Raw genomic sequence first — 17,892 nt, 5'->3', positions numbered from 1 at the left:
GCCTCAGGCGACGGGATGACCACCGCGCTCCTCCGGTGGCAACTTCACGTGCGGCGGCGGGCCGGGACTGCCGTCAAAAGTGTGAACAGCGCCGCTGCCAGCTGGGCCAGCAACAGCAAGTTGCGTTCCGTGCCCGGGTACTCCACCGTCACCTCCGATGGCGTCGGTGGCACCGATACCGCCACCTGGTGGCCCCACGCCGGGACGATCGGCACCGGCTTGCCGCCCACCGTGGCCTTCCAGCCCGCTTCCTGCTCCGCCGCCAGCACCAGGAGCCGTCCCGTCGGGCCTTCGGACACCCGGACGCGTACCTCCGGCAGGTCCGCCCGTACCGGGGCCACTCCTGGGGCGTTGCCCGGCGCGCCGCCGCCCGTTACCGCCGCCTTCGCCTGTTCCGGGGAGATCAGGATCACCTGGCCGGCCGGGGGGAGCAGGCGGAGTACCCCGCGGCCGTCGGATGTCGGGGCGGCCACCGCGAGCATGTCCTTCGCCAGCGGTACGTACGCCTGGGCGTCCACGCCGGGTGGGAGCACCACGAACTGGACGCCCGCCGCCGCCGCGGCCGCCAGGGAACGCTGGACCGCCGCCGCGTCGCCCTGGCCGAGGTCGTGGCGCCAGGCCGCCAGCCGGGCCGGGGTGCCCGGTGTCGGGGCCAGCTCGTCGTCGCCGTAGTGCGGGAGGCGGCCGGTGATCTGGCGGGTCGCGTCCGGGGCCACGTCCAGCACCGACCGGCCGGACGCCGCCAGCTCGGCCGCGACCTCCGGTGCGAGCGACGGCCGCTCGCCGGCGCGCAGCGGGCCCTGTGAGCCGACCACCACCGCGCCGGCCGCCAGCGCCAGGAACACCGCCACCCCGGCCACCGCCATCACCTTCGGCAGCCACGTCGAAGGCGCCCCGGCCGCGCCGCCGCGCTGCCACGACCCGAGCACGACCCACAGCAGCCCGGCGCCGACGATCAGCAGCGGCACGCCCGCGTAGCCGTGGGAGGGCGCGCCGCCCTGCAGCGGGACCGCCGTCACCAGCCGGACGAGCACCAGCCCGCCTGCGCCCAGCGCCGCCAGCGCGAACCCGCCGGCGGCGAGCTTCGTCGGGCGGACGACCACCGCCACCAGCGCCGCCGCGATCACCACGACGCCGAGGGGCCACGCGCCCGGGCCGCCCGGGTCCAGCCCGGCCAGGTCGGTGCCGGACACCGTCGCCGCCGCCCCGCCGAGTCCCTGCAGGAGCAGTTCCGGGTGCTTCAGCAGCACGGTCGGCCACGGCAGCAGCAGCGCCAGCGGCAGCAGCACCACGATCCCGACCGACGCGATCCGGCGCGCCAGCCCGGTCGGCGCGGGCAGCACGACGAACCCGATCAGCAGCCCGGCGAGCGCGAGCCCGTGCGCCAGCGGCGAGAACGCACCGAGCAGCGCCACGCCGAACGCCGAGAGCGCCGAGACGTGCAGCCAGCGCGTGTCCGCGTTGACGAGCAGCCCGGCGATGCCCGCGGCCACCAGCGGCAGCACCAGGTGCACCACGACGACGTCGAGCCGGCCCTGCGCCACACCGGCGGTCGCGGCCGGCAGCAGCGCGTACGTCGCCGCGACGACGGCACGGACCCAGCGGCGCACGCGAAGGCGCCGCGTCGCCGCGTACGCGCTCAGCGCCGCGAGCGGGATGTCGCCGAGGAGGAGGATCGCCACCAGCGCGGCCGGGCCGCCGATCGATGCGAACACCGCGCCGAGCACGCCGAGCACGCCCACGGTGGCCGACGCGGGCGCGCCGGTACCGCCGGCGATCGCGTGCCACGGCGTCAGGTACGACGACCAGAGCTCCCCCAGCCCGCCGACCGGGAGCAGCTTGCCGCCGAACAGGTCGAGGCCGAGCCGGGCGCGGTTGACGAACAAGCCGAGCGCGGTCAGCACCACGAACAGGACCACGGGCGGCGCGAAAACCGTGGCCGCCAGCACCCGGCGGCGGTTCACCTCGACGAAGACGAGTTCCGGCTCTTCGGTTTCCGCAGGGTCTCGGCCGGTGTCCCGGCCGGTGTCCTCGGTGGTGTTTTCGGTCACCGGCGCCGGGGTTTCCGGCAGCGCGACGGCGACGAGCGTGCCCGGGCGGCGCAGCCCGGACCCGCGAGAGCTGAGTCCGCGCAGCGCGCCCGCCGGGAGCGCGTCCGGGCCGACCGGACGGTTCTCGCGGGCGTCGAGCGCTTCCGGCGTCACCCACGCCGACTCCGTTTCGACGGTCTCGGGCACCCTCCCGAGCGCGACTTCGTTCTCGACGCCGCGGCGCACCAGGCCGACGACACCGGCGCGGACGGCGTTGCGCAGCCGCGTCCAGCGTCCGGTGAAGAGCCCGCGAACCGTGCCCGGCCGCGGATTTCGCCGTCGGCTAGCACGCGCGGCGCGCAATCCGCCGTGTCCACTGAGGAGGTACGCGACGGCGGCGAATTCGGCCCGCGCTTCGCCGGTGCGGCGCAGCAGGACGAAGGCCAGCGCGCGCAGCACCGCCAGCAGCGGGAGCCGGATCAGGCCGAACCAGAAGGAAAACGGCGAGCAGTTGACGAGGAACACGCGCAGCCCGTGCGCGCGGTTCGCGGCGGGCAGGGCGCCGGGGAGCGCGTCCGCTGGCCGCCGCCCGGTGGTGACGGCGCGCGCGTGGCGGACCCGGGCGAGCGGCACGGACAGGACGACGCCGCCGGCGGCGTTCGCGCGCCAGCCGAAGTCGAGATCCTCGCGCAGCAACGGGAAAGCGGGGTCGAAGCCGCCGAGGGAGTCCCAGGCGTCGCGGCGCACGAGCGAGCCCGCGCTGGGCACGGCGAGCACCTCCACCGGGTCCTCGCCGGTCGCGGCGACCTGCTGGCGGTGTCCGGAGGCGTCGGTGGACAGGCCGGCTTCGACGATCAGCCGCGGGTCCGTCCAGTCGAGACCGAGCGAGCCGAGCACGGTGGCCGACGGCTCCTTCGTGGCGACGTCCAGGAGTTGCTCGAGGCAGTCGGGTTCGGGCGCGCAGTCGTCGTGCAGGAGCCACAGCCAGGATCCCGGATCGCCCCAGCGTTCCGTGGCGTGCGCGACGGCTTCGGCGACCGCGGCCGCGAAGCCGGTTTCACTCGGCAGTGTGATGACGCCGGACAGCACGGGCGAAGAATCGGGCCCGGGGTCTTCGGCGGCCTCGGCGAGCAGCCGCGGGGTCGAGTCGGTGGACCCGGTGTCCACGGCGAGCACGTGCCGGGGCCGGACGGTGCTGCGGCGCAACGCGGAAAGCGCCAGCGGCAGCCAGTTTTCGCCGTCGTGACAGACCACAATGGCCAGAACGGGCGCGGAGCGCGGGACGGGCGCGGCGGTGCGGGGCAACGAACGCTCCAGATCAGGCGGCAGTCGGTCCGGCCACCCTACGGCCCCGCCCCGTCACCCGGTGGTGAACCCACGCCGGTCGCGCCAAAAGAGAAATTCGCCGGTGACACAAGCATCACCGGCGAATTCCGCAGTCCCGCTGAGCGGACGCGACCAGAGCCGAGCTTTCCACGCGAACTCGACCCGGCACGGGGGTCCGGGGGCTTGCCCCCGGGCGGGGTCTGGGGGTTGCACCCCCAGAAGACACCTGAAGCGCGAGCGTGGTTCGCGCTCTCCGCGAACACACCTCGCCCCTCGGACCGCTTCAGATCGCTCGTTTCTTGAGCTTGCGGCGCTCCCGCTCGGACAGACCGCCCCAGATGCCGAAGCGCTCGTCGTGGGCCAGTGCGTACTCAAGGCACTCGTCCTTGACCTCGCAACCCAGGCAGATGCGCTTGGCTTCGCGGGTGGAACCGCCCTTCTCGGGGAAGAACGCCTCCGGGTCCGTCTGCGCGCACAGGGCGCGTTCCTGCCAATCCTGCTCTTCGTCGGTGACATCGATGAGCTCGGTGAGATCTCCCAGAGCCTGCTCCGGGATCTCGCCCCAACCCATGACGTGCCCCCATTCCTTCCCATCGGCTTCCAACCGCACGTCCGCCTCCTCGCTCCCTAGCACTCCCCAGGCTGGCGGTGGTGAAACGACACCCGCCGTCCCCTCTCGGCGGCGAATGACATCACTGTGATTACACCCGTGTAGTGCGGTCAGGTCAAGCGGAGTAGCGAGTTCGGGGGACGTTCCGGCCCGATCGCGCAAGGGGACACGCCGGTAACTTCACACCGGGCATACGGAAGACTGGGACACGTGCAGAAGTCAGCAGTGCGCCCCAGCCCGGTCTTCCTCGGCATCCTCGCGCTCACCGTCGCCGGTGGCGCCATGGCCGCGTTCGGTGACATCAACACCGTTTTCGTCCGCGACCGCGACCCGCTGCTCATCGCGGGCGTGGTGATCTTCGTCGCCGCCGGCTGGGTGGCGTCGCTGTCGCTGCACGAGTTCGGGCACGCGATGGTCGCCTACCGCGGCGGTGACTACAGCGTCGCCCACAAGGGTTACCTGACGCTGGACGTGCGGAAGTACACCGATCCGGTCCTCTCGATCATCCTGCCGTTGGTCTTCCTCATCATCGGCGGCATCCCGCTGCCCGGCGGCGCGGTGTGGATCAACCGCGGCGCGCTGCGCTCGCGCGGGACGTCGTCGTGGGTGTCGCTGGCCGGCCCGCTGAGCAACCTCGCGGTCGGGGCCGCGCTGGCGCTGGTGGTCGCGCTGGTGCCGATGGCGGGCGGCCTGGTGATCGCGATGTCCTACCTGGCGCTCCTGCAGGTCGTGACGTTCATCCTCAACATCCTCCCGATCCCGGGCCTCGACGGCTGGGGCGCGATCGAGCCGTACCTGCCGCCGCAGGCGCGCGAACTCGGCGCGCGCGTCCGCCCGTGGGCGCCGATCATCCTGTTCGCGCTCCTGTGGTTCTTCCGCCCGGCGAACAACGCGCTGTGGGACGGCGCATACGCCATCTTCAACGCGTTCGGCGGGTACGTCGACGGCGCGAAGATCGGCTTCAGCGTCTTCCAGTTCTGGAACTGAGGTTTGGGACCCGCGCCGCGCGGGAATGATCAACGCGGTGCCGTGACCGGCGGCGCGTGCTCGGCCAGCCAGCCGTGCGCGCGCTGCCACACTTCCCGCAACCCCGACCGCTCGCCCAGGTAGTTGCCCGCGACCCCGACGACCGGCACCTTGCCGATCGCGCGGTGCAGCATCCGGCCGCGCGGCCGCTTCTCGAGCTCTCCGGTGAGTTCGCGCAGGCTCCGGCCGAGCCGCCAGAGCGTGCCCGCCGCCGCACCGACGGTGGCCTTGCCGTGGTCGCGTTCCGACGCCGCGAGGTCCTCGGTCAGCCGGGCGGCGGCCACGGCCTCGGCGGCGTCGTCCTGGCCGGCCGCGAGCGCGGGCGCGATGTCCCGGCCGAACAGCACCGAGGCGATCAGCCGCACGCGGGTGCCGGCGTCCGTCACGCCGTACTCCCCCGCGACCGCGCACAGCAGCAGCCCTTGCGACGCCGCGCCGACGGTGTCCTGCACGGGTACGCGGTCGGTGAGCGCCCCGCCGACGCCGGGGATCGCGGTCAGGAGCGCGGCGAAGCGGCCGACGCGGTTCATCCACCAGCTCGACCGGTCGTGGGCGGACATCCGCGCCCACGCGTCCGTGCCCGGCACCTTCACCGACGTGACGCCGTTGACGAGCTTCGCCTTCAGCCCGGACTCGACGCCGGCCAGGTCTTCCGGCGCCCGAGTCTGCAGCCCGAACGGATCGGCGTCCCGCAGCGAGTCGAGCACCGGCCCGCACGCTCGCACGAACGGCCGCAGCACGGCCACGATTTGCCCGTCGGAGATCGTCACGGTCTCGCCTTCCCGTCGCCCACGCCCGGCGCCGGTGCGCCGGGCCTGGCCAGAGTCGGCACCGGAGGAGGCGTTGTTACGAGATCAGCGGCGTTCGGTCAGCCAGACGTGCGCCCGCTTCCACACCACGCGCAGGCCCGACCGCTCGCCGAGGTAGTCACCCGCGGCGCCCACGACCGGCAGCATGCCGAGCGCCCGGTGGAAGAAGTTGCCGCGCGGGCGCTTCTCCAATTCACCCGTGATGCCGAGCAGGCCCCGGCCCAGCCGCCACAGCGTGCGGCCGGCCGCCTTCACCGTCGCCTTGCCGTGCTTCTTCTCCGACGCCGTCAGTTCCTCGGTCAGCTTCGCCGCTTCGTCGGCCTCCGCGGCTTCGTCGTGCTCCGCGTGCCTGCCCGCCGCGAGATCGGGGTCGATGTCGCGCTCGAAGAGCACCCACGCGATGAGCCGCACCCGCGTGCCGACGTCGGTCACGCCGTACTCGCCCGCGATCGCGCAGAGCAGCAGGCCCTGTGACGCCGCGCCGAGCGTGTCCTGCACCGGCAGGCGGTCGGCCAGCGCCCCGCCCAGCCCGGGGATCGACGTCAGCAACGCCGTGAAGCGGCCGACGCGGTTCATCCACCAGCTCGACCGGTCGTAGCCCGTCATCCGCGTCCACGCGGCCGTGCCGGGCACCTTCACCGACGTGACGCCGTGGATCAGCTTCGCCTTCAAGCCGGAGTCGACCTCGGCCAAGTCCTCCGAAGCCCGCGCCTGCAGCCCGAACGGGTCGGCTTCGCGCAGCGCGTCGAGCATCGGCCCGCAGGCGCGCACGAACGGCCGCAGCACCGCCACGAGCTGCCGGTCGGAGATCGCCTCAGCCACGTCCCGGTCCCCTTCCCGTCGCCCGGCGGGGCGTGCCGCCGAGCACCATCGCCCCCGGCAGCGCGCTCGCGCCGAGCAGCAGCAACGCCCGCCAGTCCTGGATCAGCACCACGTCACCGCCCGGGCCCAGCAGGCCGACCCCGAACACGACGAGCACCCACACCGCAAGGGGTACCCAGGAAAGCGCCGGACGCACCAGCTTCGCCACGGACCACACCAGCCACGGCGTGGTGACCGCGCCCACCAGCACCGTCACCGGCACCGGGACCACCCCGGCCCGCAGCGGCAGGAAGAACAGCTCCAGCAGCGCGAGCAGCACCGTGTCGACGACGAGCAGCGCGAGCAGCAGCCCCTGCTCGAGGGTGAGCCGCTCGTCCACCGTCACAGCCCGCCGAACAGGTCGTCCGCCGCGCCCTCGGCCGGGCCGTGGGCGAGCACGAAGAAGTCCCGGGCGAGGATCGGCTGGGCGATGCCGTTGGTCAGCGCGAAGTAGGGGACGTCCTCTTCGGCCACGGCCAGCTGCGTCGCGTGCGCCCGCAGTGCCGCCAGCTTCGCGGGCAGGTGCGCGGCGACGTCGAGCACCGTCGTGATCTCTTCGTCGGGCGTCGTGGGCAGCTCGTCGTCGGCCGGGACGCGGTAGCGGCGCTCGCCCTCACGCAGCGCGGCCAGCCCGGCACGCACGGCGTCGCGCGACGCGACGGTGTGGAAGACCCGCTGCACCGAGCCGGCCCGCGGCGCCGCCGCCATCGTGATCTCGTGGGCGCGGACGTGGTCGGGGTGGCCGTAGCCGCCGAAGGCGTCGTAGGTGACGACGACCTGGGGCCGGACCTCGTCGAGGATCTCCGCCAGCTGGGCCGCCTGTTCGTCGGCGCTGCCGCCGGTGAACGCCCGGGGGTGCGCCGCCGACGGCGTGCCCGCCATGCCCGAGTCGCGCCACCGGCCGAGCCCGCCCAGGTAGCGGTGCCGCGACAGCCCCAGCGCGGCGCAGGCGGCCTTGAGCTCGGTGACCCGGTAGCCGCCCAGCTGGTCGGCGGTGTGGGCGCGCAGCCCCTCGAGCTCCGCCAGCTCGGGCATGACCTCGCCCTCTTCACCGAGCGTGCAGGTCACCACGGTCACCTCGGCCCCTTCGGCGGCGTATCGTGCGATCGAGGCGCCGGTGGTGATGCTTTCGTCGTCGGGATGGGCGTGGACGAACAGCAGCCTTCGCGATACCGGGGAGATCACGGGTTGAGCGTAATTCCCGTGCTCCGACCTTCGTCGGGGACACCCTCGGTTATCCTCGCGCGAGTCGCGACCGCCGCGTCGTGACGGTCTGTACCCCCACGAAGGGCATCTGGTGAGCACTGAAGCAACTTCGGCGGACGTCGCCGGCGTGTCAGGATCGGTCCTGTCCATTTCCGACCTCAGCGTGTCGTTCCAGACCGAGGACGGCGTCGTGAACGCCGTCAAGGGCATCCGGTTCGACGTGCAGCCCGGCGAGATCGTCGCCGTGGTCGGGGAGTCCGGGTCCGGCAAGTCCGTCACGTCGATGTCGGTGCTGGGCCTGCTGCCCAAGACCAGCCGGATCGCCGGTGAGCTGCGCCTCGGCGAGCGCAACCTGGCGGATCTCAAAGAGAAGGAAATGCAGAAGATCCGCGGCAACCAGGTCGCGATGATCTTCCAGGAGCCGATGACGGCGCTGAACCCGGTCTACACGGTCGGGTGGCAGCTGCGCGAGGCCCTGCGTTCGCACCTCGACATCGCCAAGGACGCCGCCGACAAGCGCGCGGTCGAGCTGCTCGACATGGTCGGCATCCCGAACCCTGAGCTCCGGTTCAAGCAGTACCCGCACCAGCTCTCGGGCGGCCTGCGCCAGCGCGTCGTGATCGCCATGGCGATCGCCTGCGACCCGAAGGTGATCATCGCCGACGAGCCGACCACGGCGCTCGACGTCACGGTCCAGGCGGAGATCCTCGGCCTGCTGCGCAAGCTGCGGGACACCCTGGACACGGCGATCGTGCTGATCACCCACGACATGGGCGTCGTCGCCGACATGGCCGACCGCGTGATCGTGATGTACCAGGGCGAGATCGTCGAAGAGGCGCCGGTGCGCGAGCTGTTCGCGTCGCCGAAGGAGGACTACACCCGGCGGCTGCTCGCCGCGGTGCCGGTGCTCGGCCAGCGGCCCGAGGGCCGCCGCCTGCTCGACGACACCGGCATCGCCACGGACAGCACCGAGGCGGCCAAGATCGCCGAGGAGATCCGGCTGGCCGACGCCGAGCTGGAAGCCGTGATCGAGGAGGCCGCGCCGGCCCTGGAGATCAAGAACCTGGTGCTCGAGTACCCGGGCCGCCGCGGTCAGGCCAAGAACCGCGCGGTCGACGACGTCTCGCTGACCATCGCCAAGGGCGAGATCGTCGGCCTGGTGGGCGAGTCGGGCTCGGGCAAGTCGACGGTCGGCCGCTGCGCCGTCGGCCTGCTGCGCGCGACCCAGGGCACGATCGCGATCGCGGGCAAGGACATCACGAAGATGTCGGCGAAGGAGCTTCGCCCGCTTCGCCGGTTCTTCTCGATCGTGTTCCAGGACCCGGCGTCGACGCTGGACCCGAAGATGACGATCGGCGAGTCGATCGCCGAGCCGATGGTGCTGCACAAGGTGCTCTCCGGCAAGGCGCTGTCGGCGCGGGTGCGGTCGCTGCTCGACAAGGTCGAGCTGGGCGGGCACTACATGAACCGCTACCCGCACGAGCTGTCGGGCGGCCAGCGCCAGCGCGTGGCGATCGCCCGCGCGCTGTCGCTCGACCCGGCGCTGCTCATCGCGGACGAGCCGACGTCGGCGCTGGACGTGTCGGTGCAGGCCCGCGTGCTGGACCTGTTCCTGGACCTGCAGCAGTCGCTGCAGTTCGCCTGCCTGTTCATCAGCCACGACCTGGCGGTGGTCGACCTGCTGGCCGACCGCGTCGCGGTGATGCAGCACGGGAAACTGGTCGAGGTCGGCACGCGCGACCAGGTGCTGCACTCGCCGCAGCAGGAGTACACGAAGCGGCTGCTGTCGGCGGCCCCGGTCGCGGACCCGGTGCTGCAGGCCGAGCGCCGCGCGGCCTGGGAGGCCGGCAAGCTGGCCCCGGTGGCCGACTGAGGCTGTTCGACACGCGGAAGGCCGTCACCTTCGGGTGGCGGCCTTCCGCGTTTCGCGGGGTCCGCGTGCGAGAATCGGCCCATGTCGACCACGCGAAAGGGCCATGGCGCGTAGATCGCCGGCCCGGGTCCGCACGGACCCCCCTCGCCGCCGCACAGCCGGCGAACGGATCCCCACGCTCAGCGGCCTCTCACCACGGGGATCGGCGTGCCTCGTCCGTCTCGAACGCACCCGGCTGTGGCCCGGGGCCGCGGCCGAAGCGCTGAGAGCCTGGGAAGCGTTCGTGGGAAACCCGTTCCACCGCCTGTGGGATCCGGAGTCCGGGTGCGGGGTGCTGCAGTGCTGCCCCGACCCGGACGAGCTACGCCACGTCCTGGAGCTCGTCGCCCACACCCTGCCTGCCGGCGACGCGCAAGTCTTCCGCCGCCGCCTCGCCGCCGTCGCCGAGCGGTGGTGAACCTGATCAGCCGACGCGGATGCGGGGGTAGAGGATGCCGTACAGGAGGTCCGCGACCAGGGCTCGGGTGGCGGCCTTCCGGCGTCTTACGGGTGGTACGGCCGTCCGAACGCGGGATCTTCCTCGTCCGGTCGCTCCGGGGCGTACTGGCGCAGCTCGCCGTCGCGGAACATCCAGAGCCGGAAGTACAGCTGCTCCTGGTCCATCAGGAACACCTGGACGGCGTGCGGGGCCAGCCACGGGAGCATCCGCACGCGGTCCAGCACCGCGCTCAGGTCGGCGTGGTTGAGCGCACCGGCCCAGACCCGGCACTCCGGGTTCTTCCAGCCGCCCCAGGGCTTGTCCTCGCCGTCGGTCGTTTCGCGGAGGAAGCCGCAGCCGAACGCGGCCGGGTCGTAGCGCCGCGGCGCCTCGGTGCGCAGCCACTCGCTCAGCGTCTCGGCGGCTTTCCAGTCCTCCATGGCCGTGGACAGCATCATGTTCGTCACCCAGCTCACCGGGCGAGTGTGCCCGGTCACCGGTCGCCGGTCGACCGGGTTTCAGCCGACGCGGATGCGGGGGTCGAGGATGCCGTACAGGAGGTCCGCGACCAGGTTCGCGAGCACCACGCTCGCCGCGATCACCACCAGCCAGCCCATCAGGACCTGGGGATCGTTCTTGTTCACCGCCTCCACCAGCAGGGTGCCCATGCCGTGCCAGTTGAACACCGTTTCGGTGATGATCGCGCCCGTCACCGTGGCGCCGAAGTTGACCGAAAACAGCGTCATCACCGGGATCAGGGCGTTGCGGAACGCGTGGCGCCAGATCACGCGGCTGTTCGACACGCCCTTGGCGCGCGCTGTCCGCACGTAGTCGGCGCCCAGGACCTCCAGCATCGACGCCCGCTGGAAGCGGCTGTACGCGGCGAACGTGATCGCCATGATCGACAGCGTCGGCAGAAGGAACGCGCCGACGTACTTCGCGAGCGCGTCGCCCACTCCCGTCGCCGAGAGGCTCTCCGGGCTCGTCGTGCGCAGCCACGGGTCGCCGAGCACGTCGGACAGGCCCAGCTCGCGCACCCAGGTGTTGGCGCGGATCGCGTAGCCCTTGAGGACGATCGCCACGCAGAAGATCGGCATCGAGAACATCAGGAACGCCAGCGTCGTCGCCAGGTAGTCCCAGATCGAGTACTGCTTGACCGCCGCCAGGACACCCACCAGGACGCCGAAGAACAGGGCCAGCACCGACGCCGTCAGCACGAGCTCCAGCGTCACCCGGAATGCCGCCAGCACCTTCGGCTGGACCGGGGCGAACGCATTGCCCTGCGCGATCGAGGTGCCCCAGTCGCCGGTCAGGAAGTGGCCCAGCCAGCTGAAGTAGCGGGCGACGACGCTCTGGTCGAGGCCGAGCTTGTGCTCGGTCTCGGCGATGGCCGACGCGCTGATCCCCGGCTTGCTGCGGAGCTCGCCGAGCGGGTCGCCGGTGTTGGCGACCATGACGAAGCACAGGAACGTGCCGACCAGCAGGACCGGGATCGAGATCGCCAGCCGGCGGAGCACGTAGAGCACGAGATTCATCCGAAACCCCCAGGTTCGGCGATCCGCGCGGAAAACGGACGCGGGGGCGACCGGAACCGGTCACCCCCGCGTCGCGCGTTCAGGCCTTCATCCTCCGCTGCCGCGGGTCGAAGGCGTCGCGAAGACCGTCACCGATGAAGTTGATCGTCAGTGAAATCAGCACGAGCACGACGAACGGACCGAAGAACAACGCCGGCCGGGTCTGCAGCTGGGCGTAGTTCTCCAGGATGACGCGGCCGAGCGAGGTGTCCGGCAGCTGGACACCCAGGCCGATGAACGACAGCGCGGCTTCCGCCAGCACGGCCTGGGCGACCGCGAGGGTCGCGTTGACCGTGATGCTGCCGACCATGTTCGGCACCAGGTGCTTGAAGATGATCCGGAACGTCCCGGCGCCCGACGCGCGGGCGGCGTCGACGAACTCGCGCTGGGACAGCGACATCGCTTCGGCGCGGGTGATGCGGGCGATCTGCATCCAGCCGAACGCCGCCAGCACCAGCGCGACGATGTACCAGGAACCACCGCCGAACACCTTGGCGAGGATGGCCGCCGCGGCGATCTGCGGGATGATCAAGAACAGGTCAGTCACCCGCGAGATCGCCGAGTCGGAGAACCCGCGCAGGTAGCCGGCGACCGCGCCGAACACGACACCGATCACGGTGGCCAGGATCGACACCGTGAGCGCGATCAGCAGCGAGTACTGCGTCCCGCGCAGCACCTGCGACACCATGTCCTTGCCGACCTGGGTCGTGCCGAGCGGGAAGTCCCCGTTCGGCTTGGCGAAGGACGGGAACGAGCTGTCTTCGTAGTTGTGCTTCCAGAAGATCGGCATCAGGATGCTGATCAGCACGATCAGGACCAGCACGGCCGTGGACGCCATCGCCAGCTTGTGGTGCAGGAACTTCCGCAGGACCAGCTTGCCCTGGCTCCGCGGTTCCGGCAGCGCATCCGGCGGCAGCGTGCCTTCGGCGGCGGCGGTCTCGGTCGCGAGAAGAGAGTTCAAGTCAGCCAACGCGAATCCTCGGGTCCAGGATGCCGTACATCAGGTCGGCGATCAGGTTGGCGACGATGACACTGCTGGCGATCACCACGAGCCAGCCCATCATCACCTGAGTGTCGTTCTTCGAGACGGCTTCCACCAGCAATGTGCCCATACCGTGCCAGTTGAACACCGTTTCGGTGATGATGGCGCCGGCGAGCACCGAGCCGAAGTTCACCGAGAACAGCGTCGTCACCGGGATCAGGGCGTTGCGGAACGCGTGCCGGAAGATGACCCGGCCGTTCCCGAGACCCTTGGCGCGCGCGGTGCGCACGTAGTCCGAGTTCATCACCTCGAGCATCGAGGCGCGCTGGAACCGGCTGTACGCGGCGAAGCTGATCGCCATGATCGACAGGGTCGGCAGCAGGTACGCACCGATCGTGCTGGTGATGAAGTCGCCGACGCCGTCGGTCTTCAGCTGCTCCGGGCTGGTGGTGCGCAGCCACGGGTTGCCGAGGACGTCTTGCAGACCGAGGTCGCGGACCCAGCCGTTGATCTCGATCGCGTAGTTCTTCAGCACGATCGCGACGCAGAAGATCGGCATCGAGAAGAGCAGGAACGCGAGGGTGGTCGCGAGGTAGTCGACGATCGAGTACTGCTTCACGGCCGCCAGCACGCCGACGATGATGCCGATGATCAACGCGAGGATTTCGGCGCCGACGACCAGCTTGAAGGTGACACCGAAGGCGGCCATCACCTTGGGGGCGACCGGGGCGAGGGCGTTGCCCTGCGCGATCGAGATGCCCCAGTTGCCGCTCAGGAAGTCCCCGAGCCACGTGAAGTAGCGGGGCACGATGCCCTGGTCGAGACCGAGCTTGGTGGCCGTGGCGGCCAGCGCTTCCTTGCTGATCTGCGGGTTCTGCCGCAGCTCGCCCAGCGGGTCACCGGTGGCGGCGACCATCACGAAACACAAGAAAGTCCCGACCAGCAGGACGGGAATCGATATCGCCAGACGGCGAAGGATGTAGATCACCAGGTTCAACGAACTGCTCCTCATCCGGGGCCTGGTCGTCAGAAGTGCGCTGGACCGCTACCCGGTTGTCTACCGTAGTGGCGGTAACCCTACGGTCAACAGCTACTTCCGGTGGGTACCGGGGCCCGGCTCGTGGCCGGACCCCGGTACCCGCCAGGTCATCTGGAGCGAGGGGAGAGAAGAGGCGGGGCGAGCCCTACTTCTTCTTCTCCCACTCGCCGGCGTTCCACAGGACACCGTCGTACGACTGCATGTAGACGCGGTCGACGCCCTTGAACGCCCACATGCTCGGCGTCTGGAACAGCGGCAGGGTCGCGTAGTCGTCGGCGATGGCCTTGTCGGCCTCCTGGTACTTCTGCAGCTTGACCTGCTCGTCGGTCGCCTTCACCGCGGCGGTGTAGGCGTCGTCGATCTTCTTGTCGCACAGAGCCTGGTAGTTCTGCTCACCACCGTTGTCCGGGCAGACGTAGATCGACCGCGACTCCGCCTTGAACGGCTGGGCCGACCAGCCGAACAGCGCCACGTCGTAGTCACCGGTCGAGACGCGGCCACCCTTGAGGAAGTTGGCGTCGGTCTCGTCCTTGACCTCGATGCCGGCCGCCTTGGCCTGCGAGATGATGATCTCGACGGTCTGGCTGCGGCGCGCGTTCTGGTTGTGCGTGATCTTGAACGACGCGCGCTGGCCGCCCTTGGCGAAGATGCCGTCGGCACCCTTGGCCCAGCCGGCGTCGGTCAGCGTCTTGGCCGCCGCGTCGGCACCCAGGCCCGCCTTGCTGCTGTACAGGTCGGTGTAGCCCTCTTCACCCTGGAAGAAGACGACGCTGTTCAGCGGCTCCGCGTCCGCCTGGACCTGCTTGAGCAGCTTGTCCGTGATCTCCTTGCGGTTGATCGACTCGAGGAACGCCTTGCGGAGGTCCTTGTCGGCGAACATGCGCTTGAAGTTCAGGTCGAGGTGCTCGTAGGTCAGCTGCGGGGCCGAACCGTAGACCACGCCCTGGGCCGCGAGACCCTTCATCGTCTGGGCCGCGGTGGCGTCCGGCTGGGTCGACGCGGCGACGTCGATCTCACCGTTCTGCAGCGCGGTCGCCATGGCCTTGGTGTCTTCCATGGCCTTGACGATGATCTTCGAGGGGCCACCCTTGCCGCCCGCCCACAGCGGGTTCTTCTCCAGGGTGACGGCCTTCTGGTTGGCGTCGAACGCGGTGATCTTGTACGGGCCCGACGACGGCATGATGTCCGCCTTGAAGCCCTTCCACTCGTTCGACCAGAAGTCGCCGGCCTTCTTGATCTGCGCCGGGTCGCCGGTCGGGGCCAGCTTGGTGATGTCGGCGATGCCGGTCTTGGCCTCGAGGACGTGCGCGGGCAGGATCGACGGCGCGTTGAACAGGCCCTTGTAGTCGAGGTAGGGCTCGCTGTAGTCGGTGACGAACGTCAGCGGGTCCTTGCAGGTGGCCTGCTTGATCAGCGAGTAACCGGTGGTCGACGCCGAGTTGAACGGGGTCTTGCCGTCCGGGCCCTTCGCCAGGCCGCTCTGCGACAGCCACGCCAGGTACAGGTCCTTGCAGTCGTAGGCCTGACCGTCGGACCACTTGATGTTCGGCTTGATCTTGTACGTGACCTGCTGCGGGTCCTTCTGCGTGATGTCCCACGACTCGAAGACGTCGTTGTTCAGCAGGATCTTGTTGTTGCCGTCGAGCTTCAACGTACCGGAGAGCACCGCGGCCAACACGTAGTTGTTGTACGAGCTGTTGGTGTCCGGGGTCTGGTTGTTGTACCCCGAGTACCCGTCGTCGATACCGATCGTGACCGTGCCGTCGTACCCCGGGGTGTCCGCGAGCTTGAACAGGTCGCCGGTCTCGGCCTTGCCGGCAGCCATCGCCTTGACGTCGGTCGACGATCCGTTCTGGTCGGTGTTGCCCGAACCCGAATCGCCGCCGCTGCAGGCGCTCAGCAACAGCGAAGCGCCGGCGACGAGCGACAAAGCGGAGACAGCTTTGGATCTCCTCATGAAGTGTGCCCTCCTAGCACTGAGCCCTTGAGAATCGGGACAAGGGCCCACACCGCTCCGGTTTGGATGGGCCGGAGCCTACGACACGCCAAGCGACACTCAACTGGCGCACTGCGGGAGCACGCTAGAAAGGAAAAGCACCGACAGTCACCAGTTCAGGGTCGATCGTGACCAAAGGGTGACTTCCAGTCGACATCCAGAAATACGACGGTTACCTCATGGATTCACTGGGTCCCACTCGAAGGCGTTGGTGAAGATCACCCGGTAGTACTGAATGCGTAGCCAACCGATTACTTGGGGCCGCGAGTCCAGTTCACGGCCGACCCGAATGGGCCCACCATGGGGGGACCAGGCGTGACGCCCGAGATGCCCGATCCGATCGCCAGGGTGTCAGCCAATTGGAACAGCGGAATCACCACGTTCTGGCGCCAAAGTTCAGGCTCAAGAGTGGTGAGCGCTTCGCCGATCGGGGTCGATCCGGACAGCGCCGCGTCGATCGACGCCTGCAGCGCCGGGTCGCAGAAGCCGGCCGCGTTGCCCGGGACGACGGGCTTGGTCTTGTCCGCCCCCGTCGCCGTCTGCTCCGGGCGGCAGCCGAAGGTCGAGGCGAGCACCGACGCGGTGTCGCCGCCGACCGCCTGCGGGACGACGGCGATGTCGACCCCGACGTTGCCCGCCGAGTCGCCGGTCGGCTGCTGGACCCCGGAGACGACCGGCATCGCGAGCAGGCCGCTGAACAGGTCGCGCGGCTGCGGCGTGATCGCGTTGACCTCGATGCCCTGCGCGGCGAGCTCGCTGGTGAGCTCCTTGGCGAGCGTCGCGTACGGCTCCTGCGTGCCGGGCGAGGCGATGACCAGCGAGAGCGCCTTGCCGTTCTTGCGCCAGGTGCCCGCGGTCTTGGTGTAGCCGGCCGCCTTCAGCGACTGCTCGGCCTTGGCGACGTCGGGCGCGGACGGCGGGCCGGGCGGGATGGTCGCCGCGTAACCCTTGACCGACGGCGCCGTCACCTGGGCGTCGGCGTGCAGCGCCGACGACGGGCCGCCGTTGACGCCTTCGGTGATCAGCTTGGTGCGGTCGATCAGCGCGGCGACGCCGGCGCGGACCTGGGCGTCCTGCAGCGTCGCGCTGACCGGGCGCAGCAGCACGCCGGCGACGAGGGGCCGGGCCACGGTGTGCAGCCGAACCGTCGAACCGAGTTCGCCGAGCAGCTTGAGCTCGTCGCCGGTCGTCCGCGCCAGCGCGAACTGGTCGTTGCCGCTGCGCAGCGCGGCCAGCAGCGTGTTCTGGTCCGACCGGCGCAGCACGATCCGGTCGATCGCGGCGGGCTTCTCCCAGTAGCGCTCGTTGCGCTCGAGGATCACCTCGCCGCGGGCGGTGTCCAGGCTCTTGATCGAGAACGGGCCGGCGACGGCCGGGAAGTTCGAGGCGAGCGCCCCGCGCCAGCCGTCGGGGGCGTCCTTGAGCAGGTGGGCGGGCAGCAGGTCCGAGAACAGCGTCTGCCAGCCCGGGTACGGCTTGGCGAAGGTGACTTCGACGCGCTTGCCGCCTTCGCGGGACTGCAGGTCGGTGATCTGCCGGTAGCCGGCGGGCTCGAGCACGCCGGGCTGGTCGCGCAGCTGGGTACGCAGGTAGTCGAAGTCCTCGGCGGCGATGGGCGCGCCGTCGGACCAGGAGGCGTCGGGCCGGATGTCGTAGGCGACGACGTACGGCTGCTGCGAGACCACCTCCGCGGACTTCATCAGGTTCTTGTCGAGCTGGACGGTCCCGTCGTCCTTCTGGCGGAACACCGAGGGCAGCAGCAGCTGCGAGAGCGCCGAGGTCACCTGCGAGGAGTCCGCGAGGTTGTGCGGGTTGTAGCCGCCGAGCACGTCGTCGACGCCGACGACGATCTGCGACGGCGTCTTGCCGGTGGTGGACACCGGCGCGACCGACGACGACACGACCGGGGGCGGCGGGGTGTTGGAGCAGGCGGTGAGCAGGACGGCCGCGAGTGCCAGTACCGGCACCGCCTTGCGATTCACCCGCACGCCCCGTTCCTCCCAGTTCCGCCCCGATCGGGTCAGCCATGTTCCCATGGCCGCGTTCGCCGCCGGAACCGAGATTCCCATACCCGGATCGGAC

At 70.5% G+C, this 17,892-nt stretch carries 15 protein-coding genes; 3 read left to right on the top strand and 12 right to left on the bottom strand.

Annotated features, from left to right (window positions below; translation table 11 throughout):
- Positions 1-44 precede the first annotated feature (44 nt).
- Positions 45-3,335: a glycosyltransferase gene (locus ACLJPY_RS09725; protein ID WP_410587701.1), complete on the bottom strand. Its 3,291-nt coding sequence runs from the start codon at positions 3,333-3,335 to the stop codon at positions 45-47.
- Between the two features lie 304 nt (positions 3,336-3,639).
- Positions 3,640-3,927, bottom strand: coding sequence for a WhiB family transcriptional regulator (locus ACLJPY_RS09720; RefSeq protein WP_410588263.1), 288 nt, complete (start codon positions 3,925-3,927; stop codon positions 3,640-3,642).
- A gap of 264 nt (positions 3,928-4,191) precedes the next feature.
- Between ACLJPY_RS09720 and ACLJPY_RS09715 the strand changes: the two genes are divergently transcribed.
- The gene (locus tag ACLJPY_RS09715; RefSeq protein WP_410588262.1) at positions 4,192-4,953 is read left to right on the top strand and encodes a site-2 protease family protein; all 762 of its coding nucleotides are present in this window, start codon (positions 4,192-4,194) and stop codon (positions 4,951-4,953) included.
- A gap of 29 nt (positions 4,954-4,982) precedes the next feature.
- Here ACLJPY_RS09715 and ACLJPY_RS09710 read toward each other — a convergent pair whose 3' ends face one another.
- The 4 genes from ACLJPY_RS09710 to mshB all read right to left on the bottom strand — a co-directional run bounded on the left by ACLJPY_RS09710 (position 4,983) and on the right by mshB (position 7,847).
- Positions 4,983-5,762 (bottom strand): hypothetical protein, encoded by a 780-nt coding sequence (locus tag ACLJPY_RS09710; protein WP_410587700.1) that lies wholly within the window; start codon positions 5,760-5,762, stop codon positions 4,983-4,985.
- Between the two features lie 84 nt (positions 5,763-5,846).
- Positions 5,847-6,623: a hypothetical protein gene (locus ACLJPY_RS09705; RefSeq protein WP_410587699.1), complete on the bottom strand. Its 777-nt coding sequence runs from the start codon at positions 6,621-6,623 to the stop codon at positions 5,847-5,849.
- Positions 6,616-7,008 (bottom strand): hypothetical protein, encoded by a 393-nt coding sequence (locus ACLJPY_RS09700; RefSeq protein WP_410587698.1) that lies wholly within the window; start codon positions 7,006-7,008, stop codon positions 6,616-6,618. Before ACLJPY_RS09700 ends, ACLJPY_RS09705 begins: the two co-directional genes overlap by 8 nt.
- Complete coding sequence (mshB, locus tag ACLJPY_RS09695) at positions 7,005-7,847, bottom strand: N-acetyl-1-D-myo-inositol-2-amino-2-deoxy-alpha-D-glucopyranoside deacetylase (RefSeq protein ID WP_410587697.1); 843 nt, start codon at positions 7,845-7,847, stop codon at positions 7,005-7,007. Before mshB ends, ACLJPY_RS09700 begins: the two co-directional genes overlap by 4 nt.
- 112 nt (positions 7,848-7,959) lie before the next feature.
- Between mshB and ACLJPY_RS09690 the strand changes: the two genes are divergently transcribed.
- Both ACLJPY_RS09690 and ACLJPY_RS09685 read left to right on the top strand, forming a co-directional pair.
- Positions 7,960-9,741, top strand: a complete 1,782-nt coding sequence (locus ACLJPY_RS09690; RefSeq protein WP_410587696.1) for an ABC transporter ATP-binding protein — start codon at positions 7,960-7,962, stop codon at positions 9,739-9,741.
- Between the two features lie 283 nt (positions 9,742-10,024).
- Positions 10,025-10,198 carry a hypothetical protein gene (locus ACLJPY_RS09685; protein WP_410587695.1) on the top strand — a complete coding sequence of 58 codons (174 nt, stop codon included), beginning with the start codon at positions 10,025-10,027 and terminating at the stop codon, positions 10,196-10,198.
- A gap of 86 nt (positions 10,199-10,284) precedes the next feature.
- Here ACLJPY_RS09685 and ACLJPY_RS09680 read toward each other — a convergent pair whose 3' ends face one another.
- From ACLJPY_RS09680 to ACLJPY_RS09655, 6 genes are all read right to left on the bottom strand, one after another.
- Positions 10,285-10,695 carry a hypothetical protein gene (locus ACLJPY_RS09680; protein WP_410587694.1) on the bottom strand — a complete coding sequence of 137 codons (411 nt, stop codon included), beginning with the start codon at positions 10,693-10,695 and terminating at the stop codon, positions 10,285-10,287.
- Between the two features lie 42 nt (positions 10,696-10,737).
- Entirely contained in the window at positions 10,738-11,754 is a 1,017-nt protein-coding gene (locus ACLJPY_RS09675; protein ID WP_410587693.1) for an ABC transporter permease, read from the bottom strand.
- A 79-nt stretch (positions 11,755-11,833) separates the two neighbouring features.
- A complete protein-coding gene (locus ACLJPY_RS09670; protein WP_410587692.1) occupies positions 11,834-12,763 on the bottom strand; it encodes an ABC transporter permease in 930 nt (309 codons plus the stop codon).
- Positions 12,756-13,772: an ABC transporter permease gene (locus tag ACLJPY_RS09665; protein ID WP_410587691.1), complete on the bottom strand. Its 1,017-nt coding sequence runs from the start codon at positions 13,770-13,772 to the stop codon at positions 12,756-12,758. The genes ACLJPY_RS09670 and ACLJPY_RS09665 overlap by 8 nt, the downstream gene beginning before the upstream one ends.
- Positions 13,773-13,959: 187 nt before the next feature.
- Positions 13,960-15,771 carry an ABC transporter family substrate-binding protein gene (locus tag ACLJPY_RS09660; RefSeq protein WP_410587690.1) on the bottom strand — a complete coding sequence of 604 codons (1,812 nt, stop codon included), beginning with the start codon at positions 15,769-15,771 and terminating at the stop codon, positions 13,960-13,962.
- A 290-nt stretch (positions 15,772-16,061) separates the two neighbouring features.
- Positions 16,062-17,798: an ABC transporter family substrate-binding protein gene (locus ACLJPY_RS09655; protein WP_410587689.1), complete on the bottom strand. Its 1,737-nt coding sequence runs from the start codon at positions 17,796-17,798 to the stop codon at positions 16,062-16,064.
- Positions 17,799-17,892: the final 94 nt, after the last annotated feature.

The sequence above is a fragment of the Amycolatopsis sp. lyj-23 genome, from assembly GCF_046549135.1.
In the GTDB taxonomy this organism is placed as follows: domain Bacteria; phylum Actinomycetota; class Actinomycetes; order Mycobacteriales; family Pseudonocardiaceae; genus Amycolatopsis.
This window is presented reverse-complemented; position numbering and strand designations above follow the sequence as displayed.

What these genes read in the sequence shown, in the direction of transcription:
- ACLJPY_RS09720 (WP_410588263.1), bottom strand. Translation starts at nt 3,927, where the DNA reads ATGGGTTGGGGCGAGATCCCGGAGCAGGCTCTGGGAGATCTCACCGAG.
- ACLJPY_RS09675 (WP_410587693.1), bottom strand. Translation starts at nt 11,754, where the DNA reads ATGAATCTCGTGCTCTACGTGCTCCGCCGGCTGGCGATCTCGATCCCG.
- ACLJPY_RS09660 (WP_410587690.1), bottom strand. Translation starts at nt 15,771, where the DNA reads ATGAGGAGATCCAAAGCTGTCTCCGCTTTGTCGCTCGTCGCCGGCGCT.